Here is a 14,052-nt window from a genome sequence, read left to right on the forward strand (position 1 = left end):
CCCATGAGCACACAGGCCAGCGCCACCGGCGTCGACGAGGTCCACATCCTGTGGACCTCCGAGGGAATGAGCTGCGACGGCGACACCGTGTCCGTCACCGCCGCGTCACTGCCGAGCATCGAGGACGTGGTGCTCCGAGCCGTGCCCGGGATCCCCAAGGTGCACCTGCACAACAAGGTGCTCGCCTACGAGACGGGTGAGGACTTCCTCCGGCCGTTCTTCCAGGCGGCGAACGGTGAGCTCGACGCGCCGTTCATCTTCGTCGTGGAGGGCTCGATCCCCAACGAGAACATCCACGCCGAGGACGGGTACTGGACTGCGATGGGCAACGACCCGAAGACGGGTAAGCCCAAGACCCTCAACCGCTGGATCGACGAACTCGCCCCGAAAGCGTGGGCCGTCGTCGCCATCGGCACCTGCGCCACCTACGGCGGGATTCACGCGATGGCGGGAAACCCGACGGGGTGCATGGGCCTCGTCGACTACCTCGGCGAGGACTTCCGGTCGGCGGGTGGCCTGCCCGTCATCAACGTGCCTGGCTGCCCGGTGCAACCGGACAACTTCATGGAGACCCTGCTGTGGGTGCTCCACCAGGCCGCAGGCCTCGCGCCCACCATCCCCCTGGACGAGCAGCTCCGGCCACAGTGGTTGTTCGGCAAGACCGTGCACGAGGGTTGCGACCGCGCGGCCTACTACGAGCAGGCCGACTTCGCCCACGACTACAACTCCCCGAAGTGCCAGGTCAAGATCGGCTGTTGGGGTCCGGTCGTGAACTGCAACGTCACCAAGCGCGGCTGGATGGACGGGATCGGCGGCTGCCCGAACGTCGGTGGCGTGTGTATCGGCTGCACCATGCCCGGGTTCCCCGACAAGTTCATGCCGTTCATGGACGAGCCGCCGGGGGGTTCGTTCTCGTCCGCTCTGCTGCGCGTGTACGGCCCGTTCGTCCGCACCATGCGCGGCATCACGAACAAAAGCGCCAACACCGAGCCGAAGTGGCGGCACCCCGGCGACAAGCTCACCACCGGCTACCAACCCCGTTACCCCCGAGCCTGACCCGACGCGAGCAGGAGCGACTCACCCATGTCCCAGACACAGCGCGAGGTGCGCACGCAGACCCAGCGGGAGCTGGTCGAGGTCAACTTCGACCCGATCACGCGGATCATCGGCAACCTCGGCATCTACACGAAGGTGGACTTCGCCAACAACGAGGTCGTCGAGTGCAGGAGCACCTCGTCGCTGTTCCGTGGCTACAGCGTGTTCATGAAGGGCAAGGACCCGCGTGACTCGCACTTCATCACCAGCCGGATCTGCGGCATCTGCGGCGACAACCACGCCGTGTGCTCGATCTACGCCCAGAACATGGCCTACGGGGTGAAGCCGCCACCGCTCGCGGACATGATCATCAACCTCGGCGAGGCGGCCGAGTTCATGTTCGACCACACGATCTTCCAGGACAACATGGTCTTCGTCGACTTCTGCGAGCGCATGATCGCCGAGACCAACCCGAGCCTGCTGAAGCGCGCGGAGACCACCGACGCGCCCCGCGGCGAGCTGCACGGCTACCGCACCATCGCCGACATCATGCGCGCGTTCAACCCCTTCGAGGGTGAGGTCTACAAGCGCGCCCTGGAGATCAGCCGCATCACCCGGGAGATGTGCTGCCTCATGGAGGGCAGGCACGTGCACCCGTCCACGCTCTACCCCGGTGGGGTGGGGACCGTGGCGACACCACAGGCGTTCACCGACTACCTGTCGCGCCTGCTGCGCTGCCTCGACTTCATCAAGCAGGCCGTGGCCATGAACGACGACGTGTTCGACTTCTTCTACGACGCGCTGCCGGGCTACGAGGAGGTGGGTCGCCGGCGCGTCCTGCTCGGCTGCTGGGGCTGCTTCCAGGACCCGTACTCGGTGGACTACCGCTACGAGAACATGGCGAGCTGGGGCCGCGACATGTACGTCACGCCCGGCATCGTGGTCGACGGCGAGCTGCTCACCAACAACCTCGTCGACATCAACCTCGGTATGCGGATCCTGCTCGGCAGCTCCTACTACGACGACTGGGTGGGCGAGCAGACGTTCGTGAAGCGGGACCCGCTCGGCAACCCCGTCGACCAGCGGCACCCGTGGAACCAGACCACGTTGCCCGTGCCGCAGGGCCGCGACCTCGAGAACGGCAACTACAGCTGGGTGATGAGCCCGCGCTGGTTCGACCCGGGAAGCCAGGAACACCTCGCGCTCGACACCGGCGGCGGCCCGCTGGCGAGACTGTGGTCGACGGCGCTCAACGGTCTCGTGGACACGCCGTACGTGAAGGCCACCGGCGGTGCCGTGCGCATCGACCTGCCCGCCACACCGCAGACCCCGGACATGCGGCTGGAGTGGCGGCCACCGCGTTACGCCAACACCCTCGAACGCGACCGGGCCCGCATGTACTTCGTGGCCTACGCGGCGGGGATGGCCCTGCACTTCGTGGAGCGCGCGCTGGAGGAGGTCCGGTCCGGCAACACGAAGGTGTTCGAGAACTTCGACGTGCCGGACGAGGCCATCGGCGTCGGCTTCCACGAGGCCGTACGCGGCGTGCTGTCGCACCACCTGGTGATCCGCGACGGCAAGATCGCCAACTACCACCCGTACCCGCCGACCCCCTGGAACGCGAGCCCCCGCGACGTCTACGGAACGCCGGGTCCCTACGAGGACGCCGTGCAGGGCACGCCGATCTTCGAGGAGAACGGCAGGGAGAACTTCAAGGGCATCGACATCATGCGCACGGTGCGCAGCTTCGACCCCTGCCTGCCGTGTGGCGTGCACATGTACCTCGGGGAGGGGAAGGTGCTCAAGAAGATCGCCTCTCCCACGTTCGGCGCGGCGCACCCGGCGCAGTGATCACCGATGGCCGAAGCAGGGAAGTGGGACATCGAGCGGGTACGCCGCAGGCTCGCGGAGCTCGACGGCGGCCTCGCCGAGCTGTCGGAGCGGGCGGAGGAGAGGACGCTCGACACGGTTCGGGCCCTCGTGGACGTCTACGGCGAGGCACTGGCCCGTGTCGTCGCCCTCGCCGGACAGACCGCCCCCGAGCTACTCGACGCGCTGAGCGGTGACGAACTGCTCGCGCAGCTGTTGCTGGTGCACGACCTGCATCCGCAGGATCCGGTCACGCGCATCCGGCGGGCGCTCGCGGAGCTGCGGCCTCGGATCGTCGCCGAACTGACCGACTACGACGGCGGGGTGGCCACCGTGTCGGTCGAGGGTGGGCACCGGGGCGGTGGGAACGTCACGGGGCGGGGCGGTGAGAACGTCACAGAGACGACGGAGACCGTGGCGGCCACCGTGCGGGCCGTCGCACCCGAGGTGACCGACGTGAGCGTGCGGCTCCGGACGGAACCCGCGTTCGTCCCGCTCGCGGCGGTGCGGGCACGATGACCGGCCCGCTGCCCACCGGCCGGCTCCGGAACCTGGCCCGCGACCCGGGCCGGGCCGACGGCGAGCCCCGGCAGGAGGACCACCGGTGCGAGCTGTGCAGCGAGGCACTGTCCGACGCGCACCGCCACCTGCTTCAACTGCCCGCCCGGCAGTTGGCGTGCGCGTGCCGGGCATGCGCGTTGCTGTTCGACCACCGGAGTGTGGGCACCGGCCGCTACCGTGCCGTGCCCGAACTACGGCAACGGCTCGCTCACGCCCCGGTCGACGACGTCGTGTGGGCCGCGCTCGGGGTGCCCGTCAGGCTGGCGTTCTTCGTACGGCACGACGGCGGTGATCCGGCTGACCCAACCGACCCCGCCGACACCACAGCCGACACCGTGACGGCGTACTACCCGAGCCCGCTCGGCGTGGTGGGCACGGCAGTGGAGCGGCAGGCGTGGGAACGCCTCACGCGAGGACTGCCGTCGGCGGCGCGCCTCGAACCCGAGGTGACCGCGCTGCTCGTGCACCGTGACGCGGGCGAGCAGTGGCTCGTCGGTGTCGACGAGTGCTACCGGCTCACCGCGCGGGTACGCGGGACATGGACCGGAATGACAGGAGGTGACGAGGTATGGCGCGAGATCGATCGTTTCTTCACCGAGTTACGAGGCGACACCGTTCCGGCCTGAAACTCGGCAAACCCGACGTGCGCGTCGACCTGCCCTCGCACACTCGCGGGGTGAAGCAGGGCAACAGCACGGGCAACTACGCGAAACAGCCGGGTCACCTGCCGAACGGGCGGTCCACGGCCGCGCGGTCCACCGGCATCCGCCCGCGCACGAAGAACCCCATCCTGCCCGGAATGCCGAACCTGTCACCGCCGTGACCGAGAAGACCGTGACGACCCCCGTACTGTCGTGGGCGATCACCGGCGTGGACACCGCGCCGGTGGACGTCGTGCCCACCCTCCGTTTCCGCCTGCGCATCGCGTGTCAGGACGTCCGGGTGCAGTCGCTGACGCTCGCGGTGTCCGTGCGCGTCGCCGCGGCCCTGCGCGACTACACCGCCGGGGAGCGCAGGCGGCTGCGCGGCGTGTTCGGCACGCCCGAACAGTGGTCCTCCGGCATCGGTGACCTCGTGTGGGCGCGGCCGGTGCTGCACGTGGCCGGCTTCACGGGACACACCGAGGTGGACGTGCCCGTGCCGTGCGGGCAGGACGTCGAGTTGGCGTCGGTGAGCTATCTCTCGGCGCTGTCGGACGGCGACGTGCCGCTGAGGTTCCAGTTCAGCGGCACGCTGTTCCACGGACAGCCAGGTCAGCTCGCGGCCACCCGGCTTCCGTGGGACAGCGAGGCCGACTACCAGCTGCCCGTCGCGTGCTGGCACCGGCTGCGGGAGGCGTACTTCGGGCGCCACCGGTGGCTGCGGGTGGAGGAACCGGTGTACGAGCGGTTGCACGACTACCGCGTGCGCCACGCGTACCGCTCACCGCAGGAAGCGATCGAGTCCCTGCTGAAACTCTCCGGGAGCGAGTGATGACGAAGAACGGATCGGGTCACGACGTCGGTCGGCTGTCGGCCCGCGTGCTGGCGGCCGCGTTCGGTGCCCTGGTGCTCGGCCTGCTGGCGCGGGAGCTGCCCGCCGTGGTCCGCTACGCCAAGATCAGGTCGATGTAGCGTCCCCGGGTGTCCCGTAACCGCGAACACGTGGGCACAAGATGCGGACACGGGACGCCTCGGTCCGTGTCCGCAGCCTGTGTACGGGTGTTCGTGTCGCACGCTGCGGACACGCGTGCACGAACTGCGGACACGGCGGGCGTCAGGGTTTGCGGGCGACGCAGAGCACCGACTGGCCGAAGGGTACGGGCAGGGTCTTCTCGATCAGGCGGGTCACGGGGACCACGAAGCGGTCGTAGATCGACACCAGACGCGGGTTCGGGGACGTGGTTCCGCCCTTGCGGACGGCGGCCCACCAGGCGAAGGCTCCCAGGAAGTTCACCGGCCGGGCGAGTTCCACCACGAGCCCGGCCTCACGCGCGGTGGCGGCCACGGTGGTGGGGGTGTAGCGGCGGAAGTGGCCGACCTTGCGGTCGAACTCCCCGTAGAGCTGCTGGTAGCCGGGCACGAACAGCACGACGTTGCCCCTCGGTGTCAGCGACTGCGAGAGCTGACGCAGCGCACCGATGTCGTCCTCGATGTGTTCCAGGACGTTGATCGCCACCAGGGTGTCCACCGGTTCGGCGAGCGTGGTCGCACCGTCGATGTCGTACTGCTGGACCTCCACCTCGGGCCGGTCGTGGAAGCGCTGCTTCAGCTTCTGCACGGCACCGGCGTCCACGTCCGTCACCACGTAGCGGTCGAATCCCGTGAACCCGGACGCGAACTCACCGAGTCCGGCGCCGACCTCCAGCACGGTACGCCCACAGTGGGGGCGGATGAGCTCTCGCTGGTATTCGAGGTAACGCGGTTTGCCGTGGTCACTTTCCAGGTCGCGTCCCGTCGCCGCCCGGAACGCGGAGGTGGTCGCGTCGTAGGACTGGGTGTCGGCCTCGGCTCCGTTGCGGGGGTGATCTTTCGGCACGTGCCCTCCCGTGCTCCAGTGGAGTGGACTCGTTATTCAGTTGTGTCCCGACCGTAACGTACAAGGGTCGAGGTGACGGCGCCAAGCGACCTGCGGCGGGCGAAGGGGAGGGCACGACCGCAGGGATTCCGACTCCGTGCGAGCGCACGGGCCAAAAAAGCAGGCACGCCCCCGGCCGGAACCGGGGGCGTGCCTGGAGGAGAAAGTACCGGTACGCATTCGTCGCCTCGCGGCGAAAGGCGCGACGCGGCTCCAGCCGAACGGTATTCCGCGAAGGCAGTTGGGTTGAGGCCCGGGGACATTCAATGCGCACCGGCACCAGTTTCAACACCGATCAGGCCGTCGGTGTTTCCGCTTGCCGGATGACGTGGCTCACGGCGTCAGGCGGCTTCGCCCCTGACCCGGTCGGCCCGGCGAGCGCGGCGGACGAAATCGCGCCGTTCGCGTTCGGTCAGACCACCGAAGACGCCGTAGTCCAAGCCGTTCTCCACCGCGTAGCGGAGGCACTCGTCCCGAACGGGACACCGTGCGCACACCGCCTTCGCGCGTGCGGTCTGCTGCGCGCCCGGACCCATGTCCGAGATGGGGAAGAACAGCTCGGGATCTTCGTCACGGCAGGCGGCACTGTGCCACCACTCACTATTCGTCATCGGCGTGCCGCCTCCTTTCTTAGTTCGCTGTTCGGGTCGGCGAACCCGTAGAGGCAACGCGCCGGTGCGCGCCGCTTATTCCGGGCGTGGCCTCCGCGGTATCGGAATCCGCGAAAGATCATGCGCGACCACGAGTTCGCCGCCGAATACCTCTGCTGCTTGGTCGTGGAACTCGGCCATATTCGAATAGCGTTGTGAAAAATGTGTCAGTACCAGCGTGCGGACGCCGCTTTCCTGCGCCACGCGCGCGGCCTGCCGGGCCGTCAGGTGCCCGTACCGGCGGGCCAGGTCCGCTTCCGCTTCGAGGAACGTGGCCTCGATCACCAGCAGGTCGGCGTCCTCGGCGAGGGCGAACGCGTTGTCGCACAACCGCGTGTCCATCACGAACGCGAACTTCTGTCCCCTGCGCGGCACGCTCACGTCCTCGACGGTCACGGTGCGCCCGCCGACGGCCAGGGAGCCCGCCCGGAGCAGAGCACCGACGTCGCGTCCCTGAACGCCGTGGCGGCGCAGCAGCCGGGGAACCATGGCCCTACCGTCGGGTTCGGCGAGCCGGTACCCGTAAGCCTCGACGGGATGGTCGAGGCGCAGGGCCGACAGCTCACCGAACTCGCCGCCTGCCACGACGCCGTCGCCGGTGACGGGCTGCTCCACCAGTTCGGTCGTCTCGTGGAACACGCTCGCGTGCCGCAACCGCTCGAAGTACTCCTGCCCGGACGCCGGGTAGTGCGCGTGCACCCGTGCCACACCGTCCAGCGACAGCCGTTGCACGACACCGGGCACACCGAGGCAGTGATCACCGTGGAAGTGCGTGAGACAGATCCGGGTGACCGCGCTCGCGGGCACCCCGGCGAAGGTCAGTTGCCGTTGCGTTCCCTCGCCGGGGTCGAACAGAAAGCCCGCCGAGTCCCAACGCAGGAGGTAACCGTTGTGGTTACGCGCGCGGGACGGCACCTGGCTCCCGGTGCCCAGGGCGATCAGTTCACGGTTCGACACGCGACGACGGTACGGCGCGGCCGGTGGCGGCCGCATCCGATTTCAGCGCGGCGCACCCGCGCCGGTACCGCCTCAGCGGTTGCCCCTCGCCGCGGAGATGTCACCGAGCGCGGAGTCCGGGTCGCGTTCCATCGCGGCGTCGCCGATCGAGAACATCCCGACGGGCTTGCCCTGGTCCACGACGGGGACCCGGCGCACGGCATGCTCACGCATCCTGGCGACGACGTTCCCGGCCTCGTCGTCGGGCCGAGCCGTGATCAGTTGCTCACTGCACACGTCGCGCAGCCGCGTGTTGGAGAGGTCGTCGTGGTCGGCGAGCGCGCGAACCACCAGGTCCCGATCGGTGACGATGCCGCGTACGTCCTCGCCGTCGGACACCAGGACGTTGCCGATGTCGTCGTCGCGCATTCTGCGGGCGGCGTCGCGCACGGGGGTGTCGCCGGGTAGGGCGACGGGCTGCGGGGTCATCAGCTCCCGGACCAGCTGTGCCATGGGATCTCCTTCCTTCGTCCGTCGTACTGCCACCCGGCCGGGTACCCCAGGGTCCAGCCGTTCTACTCCTCCCGCTTCCGCGAGTCTGGCCGGAACGCCGTGCGGGGCACATACTGCATGACGTGTCCACAGCGGACTGGGTGCTGCACGTGGATCTCGACCAGTTCATCGCGGCGGTGGAGATCGCGCGCCACCCTGAGCTGCGCGGTAGGCCCGTCGTCGTCGGAGGAACGGGCGATCCGACACAGCGCGGGGTGGTGGCCACCGCCTCCTACGAGGCCAGGGAGTGCGGCGTGCACTCGGGCATGCCGTTGCGCACGGCCGCCCGTCGCTGTCCCGACGCGGTGTTCGTGGCGTCGGACGCGTCCGCCTACGAGGAGGTCTCCGAACGCGTGATGGCGGTGTTGCGGGAGTTTCCCGTCGTGGTCGAGGTCGCGGGCTGGGACGAGGCGTTCCTCGGGGTGGGAACCGACGATCCCGAGGCCCTCGCGCGGGAGGTCCGGCGGGCTGTGGCCGACCGCACGGGGCTGTCGTGCGCGGTCGGGATCGGAGACAACAAGCACACCGCCAAGCTCGCCACCGGCTTCGCCAAACCGGGCGGCGTGTACCGCCTGACCAGGCACAACTGGGTCGACGTCATGGGGGAGCGGCCTCCCGACGCGCTGTGGGGGGTGGGCGCGAGAACCCGGGACAGACTCGCCGAGCACGGCATCACCACCGTCGGCGAACTCGCCGCCGCCGACCCCGGCGAGCTGGCGGCGGAGTTCGGCCCCACGCTCGGCCCGTACTTCCGTGTTCTGGCCCACGGCATGGGCGACCGGGAGGTCACGGCCACGCCGTACGTGCCGAAGTCCCGTAGCCGCGAGACGACGTTCCAGCACAACGTCCACGACCCCGGGGAGCTCCGCGCCCACCTCGCGCGTCTGGTCGAGAGGGTGGCGGACGACGTCGCCGCCGAGGGGCGGCCCGCCGCGCGCGTCGCCGTGAAGGTCCGTTTCGCACCGTTCGTCACGCGGACACGCAGTGTGACCCTGCCGTCGCCGACCATGGACGTCGAGGTCCTGTCACGCGCCGCCGAGGAGGTGTTCGGACGCTTCACGGTGGACCGTCCCGTGAGGCTGCTCGGTGTCCGGGCGGAGTTCGGGCGGGAATGACGTCCGGGTGGGGTTCGGGCGGGAATGACGTCCGGGTGGGGTTCGGGCGGGAATGACACCGGACACACCGGCGTTGCACCACACGCGCGTCGCCACTGTCGTTACCCTGCACTACGCTGATGCGGCACTCGAACAGTTGACCGAAACTGCTCGGCGCGCCCGTCACGATTCCGCGTATCACGACCTGGGAGAGCGACCACGTGACTGCCTCTGCTGAGAACCTCTACGGGGCCGACGACCTCACGCACCTCGAAGGTCTCGAAGCGGTGCGCAAGCGACCCGGCATGTACATCGGGTCCACCGACAGTCGCGGGGTCAACCACCTGTTCACGGAGATCGTGGACAACTCCACCGACGAGGGTGTCGCGGGCCACGCGACGAAGGTCGTGGTCACGCTGCACGCCGACGGCAGTGTGGAGGTCGCCGACGACGGGCGCGGCATCCCCACCGGCACCCACGGCAAGTCCGGGCTGAGCGGTGTGGAACTCGTGCTGACGCGGCTGCACGCGGGCGGAAAGTTCGGCGGCTCCGGATACAAGACCTCCGGTGGGCTGCACGGCGTGGGCGCCTCCGCCGTCAACGCGCTGTCGCTGCGGTTCGACGTCACGGTGCGGCAGGGCGGCAAGGTCCACGAGATGTCGTTCGCCCGCGGTGTGCCCGGTGTCTTCGACGGGCCCGGCCCGAAGGCGAAGTTCACGCGGCAGTCGGGCTTGCGCTTCGTGCGGAAGATGAAGCGCGGGGAGGCCACCGGCACCACCATCCGGTACTGGCACGACGCCCGCTACTTCGAGAAGGGCGCAGTACTCGACCTGGAGCTGGTGCGCACGAAGCTGCGGCACACCGCGTTCCTCGTGCCCGGCGTCACGTACGTGCTGCGCACCGCCACCGACTCGGCCATCAACGAGGAGACCTTCCACTACCCGAACGGGCTGGCGGACATGGTGGAGTTCCTCGCGCCCGCGGGCGACCGCGCCGTGTGCGAGACCCAGTTCATCGCCGGTGAGGGCACCTACAAGGAGAACGCCGCCGACGCCAACGGTGTCATGCAGTCCAACGTGGAACGCCGGGCCGAGGTCGAGGTCGCGCTGCGCTGGGGTACCGGCTACGAACGCACCGTCGAGTGCTTCACCAACACCATCCGCAACGTCCACGGTGGAACGCACCGGAAGGGCTTCGAACGCGGCCTGGTGCGCGCCGTGCACGACGCGATCTCCCGCACTCGCGGGCTGCTCAAGGCCAAGGAGGACCTGCCCATCCTCGACGACGTGTGCGAGGGCCTCACCGCGGTCGTGCACGTACGCATCCCGGAACCGCAGTTCACCTCGCAGACGAAGGACGAGCTGTCCACCACGGGCATCACCAAGGTGATCCAGGGGCTCGTCGAGAAGCACCTCAAGGCGTGGGCCGACAACCGCAAGACGAAGGCCGAGGTCAAGACGGTACTGCAGAAGATCGTCGACGCCTCGCGGGTGCGGCTGACCCAGAAACAGCAGAAGGACGCCGCCCGCCGCAAGACCGCGCTGGAGGGCGCGGCCATGCCACCGAAGCTCGTGGACTGCCGCAGCACCGGCGTGGCCCGAAGCGAGCTGTTCCTCGTGGAGGGCGACAGCGCGCTCGGTTCGGCACGGATGGCGCGCGTGTCGGAGTACCAGGCGCTGCTGCCGCTGCGCGGCAAGATCCTCAACGTACAGAAGGCGAACCTCGGCGAAGCACTCAAGAACGCCGAGATCGCGTCGATCGTGCAGGTGCTCGGCGCGGGCACGGGACGGACGTTCGACGTCTCCGCCATGCGCTACGGCCGCGTGATCCTCATGGCCGACGCCGACGTCGACGGGTCGCACATCCGGACGCTGTTGATCACGCTGTTCGCGCGGTACATGCGTCCGGTGATCTCCGAGGGCAGGCTGTACGCGGCCATGCCACCGCTGCACAAGATCACCACGAAGGGCCGCAACCCGGAGACCTTCTACACCTACACCGAGCGCGAGATGGAGGCGAAGGTCGCCGAACTGGAGCGGGCGGGCAGGCAGGTCGTCAAACCGGTTCCCCGGTTCAAGGGCCTCGGTGAGATGGACGCCGAAGAGCTGTGGGAGACCACGATGAACCCGGCCACGCGCTCGGTGCGCCGCATCACCCTGGACGACGCCGACGCCGCCGAGGCCGCACTGGAACTGCTCATGGGCGAGAAGGTCGAACCCCGCCGCAGGTGGCTCATCACCTCGGCCGAGCGGGTCGACCAGGCCGCGATCGACATCTGACGAAGACAGGAAGCGACGACTAAGTCATGGCACGGCGCAAGAACCCGACCACCCGCGTCGACCCATCGGCCTTCGACCAGGCGGGCGCGCGGGTCTTCGACAACCCGGTGAAGACCGAGATCGAGGACTCGTACCTGGAGTACGCGTACTCGGTCATCCACTCCCGCGCGCTGCCCGACGCGCGCGACGGCCTCAAGCCGGTACACCGCCGCATCCTCTACTCGATGCACGAGAACGGTTACCGGCCCAACCACGCGTACGTGAAGTCGTCGCGCGTGGTCGGCGACGTGATGGGCCGCTACCACCCGCACGGCGACACGGCCATCTACGACGCCATGGTGCGGCTCGCGCAGGACTTCTCGATGAACGTGCCGCTCGTGGACGGGCACGGCAACTTCGGAAGCCCGGACGACGGCCCGGCCGCCTCGCGTTACACCGAAGCCCGCATGTCGCCCGAGGCCATGCTGCTCGTCGGTGAGCTGGGCGAGGACACCGTCGACTTCCGGGCGAACTACGACGGATCGCTGACCGAGCCGTCGGTGCTGCCCGCCGCCTTCCCGAACCTGCTGGTCAACGGCACGTCCGGCATCGCGGTCGGCATGGCCACCAACATGATCCCGCACAACCTCGGCGAGGTCGTGGCCGCCGCGCGGTGGCTCATCAACCATCCGAACGCCTCGCTGGACAAGCTCATGGAGTTCGTCCCCGGTCCCGACCTGCCCACGGGTGGGCAACTGCTGGGGCTCGACCAGGTACGCAAGGCGTACGAGACCGGGCGGGGCGTCGTGCGGATGCGTGCGAAGGTCACCACCGGCCCCCTCGAGGGCAGCCGCAGGCAGGGCATCACCGTCACCGAACTGCCCTACGGGGTCGGTCCGGAGAAGGTGATCGAACGCATCACCGACGAGGTCAACAAGACCAAGCGACTCACCGGCATCGCCGACGTCAAGGACCTCACCGACCGCGAGAACGGCACGAAGCTCGTGATCGAGTGCAAGGTCGGCGTCAACCCGCAGGCCCTGCTCGCCGACCTCTACCGGCTCACGCCGCTGGAGCAGTCCTTCGGCATCAACAACCTCGTGCTGGTCGACGGCCAGCCGCGCACGCTCGGGCTCAAGGAACTCCTCGAGGTCTTCCTCTCCCACCGGTACGAGGTCGTCACGCGGCGCACGCGCTACCGCCGCCGCAAGCGCGAGGAGCGCCTGCACCTGGTGGAGGGCCTGCTCGTCGCGCTGCTCGACATCGACAAGGTCATCAAGCTGATCCGGGGCAGTGAGAACGCGCAGGCCGCCAAGGACGGCCTCATGAAGCGGTTCAAGCTCTCCGAGATCCAGGCCACCTACATCCTCGACACGCCGCTGCGCAGGCTCACCAAGTACGACAAGCTCGAACTGGAGTCCGAACAGGACAGGTTGCGCGAGGAGATCGCGGAGCTGACGGCGATCCTCGACGACGAGAAGGTGCTCAAGCGGGTCGTTTCGAAGGAACTCGCCGCGGTGGCCAAGGAGTTCTCCAGCCCGCGTCGCACGTCGCTGGTCGACGGCGACCTCAAGGAGGTGCTGGAGGCGTCCAAGCCCGCGGGCCCGCTCGAAGTGGCCGACGACCCGTGCCAGGTGATCCTGTCGGCCACCGGGCTCGTCGCCAGAACGGCGGCCGAGTCGGAGGAGGCCGTCGAGGGCCGCAGGCGCAGCGGCCGGGCGAGGCACGACGTGATCTCCGCGATGGTGCACACCACGGCCCGGGGACAGGTGCTGCTGGTGACCAACCGCGGCCGGGCGTTCAAGACCGACGTGTTGCCGCTTCCCGTGCTGCCGCAGTCGTCCGGCACCGTGTCTCTGCGCGGGGGGATGACCGTGCGCGAACTCGTGCCCCTGGAAGGTGACGAGAAGGTGGTGGGACTCGCGCCGCTCGGCGAGCAGGCGGAGGGTTCGCCGGGCCTCGCCCTCGGCACCCGGCAGGGTGTGGTGAAGGTCTGCGCGCCCGACTGGCCGGTGCGCGCCGACGAGTTCGACGTCATCAGCCTCAAGGACGGTGACGAGATCGTCGGCGCCACGTGGCTCACCGACGGAAACGAGACGCTCGCGTTCGTGTCGTCCCAGGCGGCGCTGCTGAGGTACGAAGCTTCGCTCGTGCGGCCCCAGGGGTTGCGTGGCGGTGGCGTCGCCGGCATCAACCTGGGCAAGGACGCCGAAGTGGTGTTCTTCGGCGCCGTGCGCACTGATGACACCGAGCACGGCGAACCCATGGTGGTGACGGCCACCGGTGAGACGGTGAAGGTCACGCCGTTCGCGGAGTACCCCACCAAGGGACGGGCGACCGGCGGGGTGCGCGCACACCGCTTCCTCAAGGGAGAGAGGCAACTCGTGCTCGCGTGGATCGGACCCCGGCCCGTGGGGTCGTCGAAGAGGGGCGAGGCCGTCGAGCTGCCCGAAGTGGACCTGAGGCGGGACGGCTCCGGAGCCGCACACCCCGGACCGGACGTGGTGGGCCGTCAGATCGAACGGCCCTGACGGTGTCCGG

14 protein-coding genes are annotated in these 14,052 nt (G+C 69.0%); 10 read left to right on the top strand and 4 right to left on the bottom strand.

Features of this window, described 5'->3' with window-relative positions; all coding sequences use genetic code 11:
- Positions 1 to 3 precede the first annotated feature (3 nt).
- Genes SACCYDRAFT_RS04580 through SACCYDRAFT_RS26565 form a run of 7 tightly spaced genes read left to right on the top strand, consistent with a single transcriptional unit; the run spans position 4 to position 5,078 of the window.
- Positions 4 to 1,056 (top strand): NADH-quinone oxidoreductase subunit B family protein, encoded by a 1,053-nt coding sequence (locus SACCYDRAFT_RS04580; RefSeq protein WP_005454022.1) that lies wholly within the window; start codon positions 4 to 6, stop codon positions 1,054 to 1,056.
- A 27-nt stretch (positions 1,057 to 1,083) separates the two neighbouring features.
- A complete protein-coding gene (locus SACCYDRAFT_RS04585) occupies positions 1,084 to 2,886 on the top strand; it encodes a nickel-dependent hydrogenase large subunit (RefSeq protein WP_005454024.1) in 1,803 nt (600 codons plus the stop codon).
- 6 nt (positions 2,887 to 2,892) lie between these two features.
- Positions 2,893 to 3,423, top strand: a complete 531-nt coding sequence (locus SACCYDRAFT_RS04590; protein ID WP_005454026.1) for a hypothetical protein — start codon at positions 2,893 to 2,895, stop codon at positions 3,421 to 3,423.
- Positions 3,420 to 4,091 (top strand): DUF5947 family protein, encoded by a 672-nt coding sequence (locus tag SACCYDRAFT_RS04595; protein ID WP_005454028.1) that lies wholly within the window; start codon positions 3,420 to 3,422, stop codon positions 4,089 to 4,091. The genes SACCYDRAFT_RS04590 and SACCYDRAFT_RS04595 overlap by 4 nt, the downstream gene beginning before the upstream one ends.
- A 50-nt stretch (positions 4,092 to 4,141) precedes the next feature.
- Positions 4,142 to 4,288 (top strand): hypothetical protein, encoded by a 147-nt coding sequence (locus SACCYDRAFT_RS26760; protein ID WP_232283779.1) that lies wholly within the window; start codon positions 4,142 to 4,144, stop codon positions 4,286 to 4,288.
- Positions 4,285 to 4,938, top strand: a complete 654-nt coding sequence (locus SACCYDRAFT_RS04605) for a DUF6084 family protein (protein WP_005454030.1) — start codon at positions 4,285 to 4,287, stop codon at positions 4,936 to 4,938. The genes SACCYDRAFT_RS26760 and SACCYDRAFT_RS04605 overlap by 4 nt, the downstream gene beginning before the upstream one ends.
- Positions 4,938 to 5,078, top strand: coding sequence for a hypothetical protein (locus SACCYDRAFT_RS26565; RefSeq protein ID WP_005454031.1), 141 nt, complete (start codon positions 4,938 to 4,940; stop codon positions 5,076 to 5,078). The genes SACCYDRAFT_RS04605 and SACCYDRAFT_RS26565 overlap by 1 nt, the downstream gene beginning before the upstream one ends.
- 142 nt (positions 5,079 to 5,220) lie before the next feature.
- On the opposite strand, the gene SACCYDRAFT_RS04610 is transcribed toward SACCYDRAFT_RS26565, so the two are convergent.
- The 4 genes from SACCYDRAFT_RS04610 to SACCYDRAFT_RS04625 form a co-directional block, all read right to left on the bottom strand.
- Complete coding sequence (locus tag SACCYDRAFT_RS04610; RefSeq protein ID WP_005454032.1) at positions 5,221 to 5,982, bottom strand: class I SAM-dependent methyltransferase; 762 nt, start codon at positions 5,980 to 5,982, stop codon at positions 5,221 to 5,223.
- A gap of 380 nt (positions 5,983 to 6,362) precedes the next feature.
- The gene (locus SACCYDRAFT_RS04615; protein ID WP_005454033.1) at positions 6,363 to 6,632 is read right to left on the bottom strand and encodes a WhiB family transcriptional regulator; all 270 of its coding nucleotides are present in this window, start codon (positions 6,630 to 6,632) and stop codon (positions 6,363 to 6,365) included.
- 75 nt (positions 6,633 to 6,707) lie between these two features.
- Entirely contained in the window at positions 6,708 to 7,628 is a 921-nt protein-coding gene (locus SACCYDRAFT_RS04620) for a ribonuclease Z (RefSeq protein ID WP_043536155.1), read from the bottom strand.
- Between the two features lie 72 nt (positions 7,629 to 7,700).
- Positions 7,701 to 8,120: a CBS domain-containing protein gene (locus tag SACCYDRAFT_RS04625; RefSeq protein WP_005454035.1), complete on the bottom strand. Its 420-nt coding sequence runs from the start codon at positions 8,118 to 8,120 to the stop codon at positions 7,701 to 7,703.
- 122 nt (positions 8,121 to 8,242) lie between these two features.
- Here SACCYDRAFT_RS04625 and SACCYDRAFT_RS04630 point away from each other — a divergent pair, with 122 nt between their 5' ends.
- The 3 genes from SACCYDRAFT_RS04630 (at position 8,243) to SACCYDRAFT_RS04640 (ending at position 14,042) form a co-directional block, all read left to right on the top strand.
- Positions 8,243 to 9,274, top strand: coding sequence for a DNA polymerase IV (locus SACCYDRAFT_RS04630; protein ID WP_005454036.1), 1,032 nt, complete (start codon positions 8,243 to 8,245; stop codon positions 9,272 to 9,274).
- 200 nt (positions 9,275 to 9,474) lie between these two features.
- Positions 9,475 to 11,532, top strand: a complete 2,058-nt coding sequence (locus SACCYDRAFT_RS04635) for a DNA gyrase/topoisomerase IV subunit B (RefSeq protein ID WP_005454037.1) — start codon at positions 9,475 to 9,477, stop codon at positions 11,530 to 11,532.
- Between the two features lie 26 nt (positions 11,533 to 11,558).
- Positions 11,559 to 14,042, top strand: a complete 2,484-nt coding sequence (locus tag SACCYDRAFT_RS04640) for a DNA gyrase/topoisomerase IV subunit A (protein WP_005454038.1) — start codon at positions 11,559 to 11,561, stop codon at positions 14,040 to 14,042.
- The last annotated feature ends 10 nt before the right edge of the window (positions 14,043 to 14,052 follow it).

The organism is Saccharomonospora cyanea NA-134, assembly GCF_000244975.1.
Classification (GTDB): domain Bacteria; phylum Actinomycetota; class Actinomycetes; order Mycobacteriales; family Pseudonocardiaceae; genus Saccharomonospora; species Saccharomonospora cyanea.